Below are 3,382 nucleotides of genomic sequence, written 5' to 3' on the forward strand. Positions count from 1 at the left end.
GTGTTGCCAATTGTGCTCTACAGCGGTTCCGGGGTCTGGAGTGGCCCGACGAACATGGGTGAGCTGGTGCATCGGACCCACCCCGCCCTGGCGCGGTTTGTGCCGGATTTGAGTTATTGCCTGGTGGAGGAGCGGGATATTCCGGAGCGCTTTAGTGAAGCCTATCCGGAGAACGTGTTGGGGCATGTGATCGGACTGGGGTTCAGCCAGAATACCGGCGAGATGCACCACCGCGTCAAGAAGCTGAAGGCACTGCTTAGCGGCCCGGACAGCCGCCCGCTGCAGCGCACCGTGGCGGTTTGGCTAAACCGGCTGTTGAGAGTAAGATTTAGAGACGAAGCGATACCGGAGCTTCACAATTTGAATGAGGTGGACGCCATGTTGTCTGAAAAGCTGGATGATTGGACCGAGCAGTGGAAGAAGGAGGGGCTGAAACAAGGCCTGGAGCAGGGGCGAAAGGAAGAGGCGGCTGCCATTCTGACTCGGTTTCTGACGAAACGGTTTGGCGCTCTGGATGATGAGACCACGCGACGCATTGAGGCCGCCCCGGTAGAGCAGATCGAGGCGTGGAGTGATCGGGTGTTGGATGCTGACACCTTGGAAGATGTGTTTGAGCCTGCGGGCTCTTGAGGCGTTTGGCTCGTTGAGGTTGTGAGTCCATTCACCGTTCCGGACGTTGCGTCACGTTGAGTTGCGGCGGATGCGCTTACAGCTCCGAAACGTCGGACCGATCCGCCCTACAAAGAGTTACCGGGATTGGGCGGCAGAATCAGGCTCGCTCGTCGGAGCCCTTCCTGTCCAGAGGCGTCCACACCGGCACGGTTTCCGGCCGGAGTTCATCCCAGTCTTGCTGCATGGCACTGCCCAGGGCTTCCTCCAGCTTCATGAATAGTTCGCCATAACGCGGACTGAAATGGATGCCTTCCTCAATCTCCTTCCAGGCCTCGAACAGCTCGTCCTGGTGGGCATTCTCCTTCTCGATGAAGGTCCAGGTTGTCTGTTTTGCCCGCATCGGGTGCACACCCATCGCCGTCAGCGCATGGGCGCCCAGCTCCAGCGCCGAATGATAGGTTTCACTGACCACGTCGTCGGCACCGGCCTCCCGCAACTGGTAGCTATGGCCGCGGTCAAAGGCGCGCGCCAACACCCAGACGCCCGGATGGGTGTGCTTCACGTGCCGTACCATGTTCACGGCCCGGTCCCGGTCATCGATGGCGACGATAAACAGCCGTGCCTGGGCGATACCGGCCGTTTCCAGCAGGTCCGGACGGCTGGCATCGCCGAAGAAGGTCTTCATCTTGATTCGGCGACTGTTTTCGATCTGTTTGATCTCGTGGTCCAGCACGACCAGGGGAATCCGGTTGGCGCGCAACAGGCGGCAGACCACCTGCCCAAAGCGGCCCACTCCGGCCACGATGACCGGGGCCTGCTCATCGATGGCATCGGCCTCGCGCGAGGCATTCCGGACCGCCTGGTAACGGGGCAGAACCACCCGGTCATACAGGATGAACAGGGCTGGCGTCAGGAACATCGACAAGGCAACGACCAGCGACAGGAGCTGGGCCGTTTCCGGAGCGATCACCTGGTTCTGGATGCTGTAGCCGAGCAACACAAAGCCGAACTCGCCCGCCTGGGCCAGCCCCAGCGTGAACAGCCAGCCGTTGCTGCCCCGAATGCCGAACACTCGGGCAAGCGCCAGCAGGATGCCGGCTTTTACCAGGATGACCGCCAGCCCCAGTGCCAGAATGGTGCTCCAGTTCGCGGTCAGTACCTCGAAATTGATGCCCGCGCCGACAGTGATGAAAAACAGCCCCAGCAGCAGCCCCTTGAACGGCTCGATATTGGCTTCGAGTTCATGTCGGAATTCACTGTTGGCCAGCACCACGCCGGCCAGGAAGGCCCCCAGAGCGGGAGACAGATTCACCAGACTCATCAGGGCGGCAATCCCGATCACCAGCATCAGCGCCGTGGCGGTGAAGACTTCCCGTAGCCCCGACTGGACCACGTATCGGAACAGGGGCCGGCTCAGGTAGTAGCCGCCCACGATCACTGCCGCCACGGTACCGATCACGACCAGCGCATGCCCCCAGGCCGGAAGGTGCGCCACCAGGCTGAGGCCACCGGCGTGATCAGCGCCCTCCACCGCCGCCAACCCGGGCAGGGTCAGCAACGGGATCAGCGCGAGCATCGGGATAACGGCGATGTCCTGGAACAGCAGCACCGAAAACGCGCCGCGTCCGCCCTCGGATTTGACCAGCCCCTTTTCATTCAGTGTCTGCAACACGATGGCCGTGGAAGATAGAGCAAAGATGAGGCCCACCGCCAACGCCGACTGCCAGGGCAAGCCGAGCCAACTGGCGATCCCCATGCCGGCCGCTGCCGTGAGCCCGACCTGCAGGCCGCCCATCCCGACCAGTCGCACCCGCATGGCCCAGAGCGCCTTGGGGTCCAACTCCATCCCCACCAGAAAGAGCATCATGACCACACCAAACTCGGCGAAATGCTGGATCGTGGTGGTTTCCTGTCCCACCAGGCCGGTGACCGGTCCGATCACCACCCCGGCGACCAGGTAGCCAAGTACTGAACCCAACCCCATGCGCCGGGCGAGCGGGACCGCGATCACGGCCGCGGCCAGGTAGATAAAGGCTTGAACAAAATATTCCGTCATCGGTGGGCTCCACGTTGATTTACGGCAGGCGGCGCTTGCGCTTATATATCCTACACAGATTTATGGAATTGATCCCATTTCAAAAAAAGGGGACGGAGGGTATTTTTTTTGATCAGATAGTAGGGTGGGCTTTGCCCACCATTGGCATATGGCACATTCGATGCGGTGGGCAGAGCCCACCCTACGGGCTATCGCTCTTGGCGCGCTGTACAGCGTTGACAATCCGGCCTACCTGAAATACTGTTTATTTATACAGTTTTCGGGAGCCGTTATGCGTAACAACAAGGATTCCACACCGTACGACGCGGGCTACAAGCTGCTGTTCAGCAACCCCAGGATCGTTCAGGATTTACTGGAGGGCTTCGTCAAGCCGGACTGGATCGACGAGATTGATTTTCAGACGTTGGAGCCCTTCAAGGCCAGTTTTACCACGGACGACCTGCGAGAACGCCACGACGACAGTATCTGGCGGGTGAAGATGGGGCCGGATTGGTTGTATCTGTACCTGCTGATCGAGTTTCAGTCCTCCGACGACTACTTTATGGCCTGTCGGATCATGACGTATATGGGCCTGTTGTATCAGGACATCATCCGGCATGAGCCTTTGCGACGGGGCAGGAAGTTGCCGCCGGTGTTGCCAATTGTGCTCTACAGCGGTTCCGGGGTCTGGAGTGGCCCGACGAACATGGGTGAGCTGGTGCATCGGACCCACCC

At 60.3% G+C, this 3,382-nt stretch carries 3 protein-coding genes; 2 read left to right on the top strand and 1 reads right to left on the bottom strand.

Features of this window, described 5'->3' with window-relative positions:
• Window positions 1-630: DUF4351 domain-containing protein (locus AAE484_RS17310; protein ID WP_341939690.1), on the top strand; the 630-nt coding region annotated here is incomplete at its 5' end.
• Between the two features lie 139 nt (window positions 631-769).
• Here AAE484_RS17310 and AAE484_RS17315 read toward each other — a convergent pair.
• Complete coding sequence (locus AAE484_RS17315) at window positions 770-2,668, bottom strand: monovalent cation:proton antiporter-2 (CPA2) family protein (protein ID WP_341939691.1); 1,899 nt, start codon at window positions 2,666-2,668, stop codon at window positions 770-772.
• A gap of 271 nt (window positions 2,669-2,939) precedes the next feature.
• Between AAE484_RS17315 and AAE484_RS17320 the strand changes: the two genes are divergently transcribed.
• The coding region (locus AAE484_RS17320) for an Rpn family recombination-promoting nuclease/putative transposase (protein WP_341939692.1) at window positions 2,940-3,382 on the top strand (443 nt) is incomplete at its 3' end.

Source organism: Marinimicrobium sp. C2-29, from assembly GCF_038419845.1.
Taxonomy (GTDB): domain Bacteria; phylum Pseudomonadota; class Gammaproteobacteria; order Pseudomonadales; family Cellvibrionaceae; genus Marinimicrobium.

Excerpts from the sequence above, each read along its gene's own strand:
- AAE484_RS17315 (WP_341939691.1), bottom strand. The coding sequence starts at position 2,668 with ATGACGGAATATTTTGTTCAAGCCTTTATCTACCTGGCCGCGGCCGTG.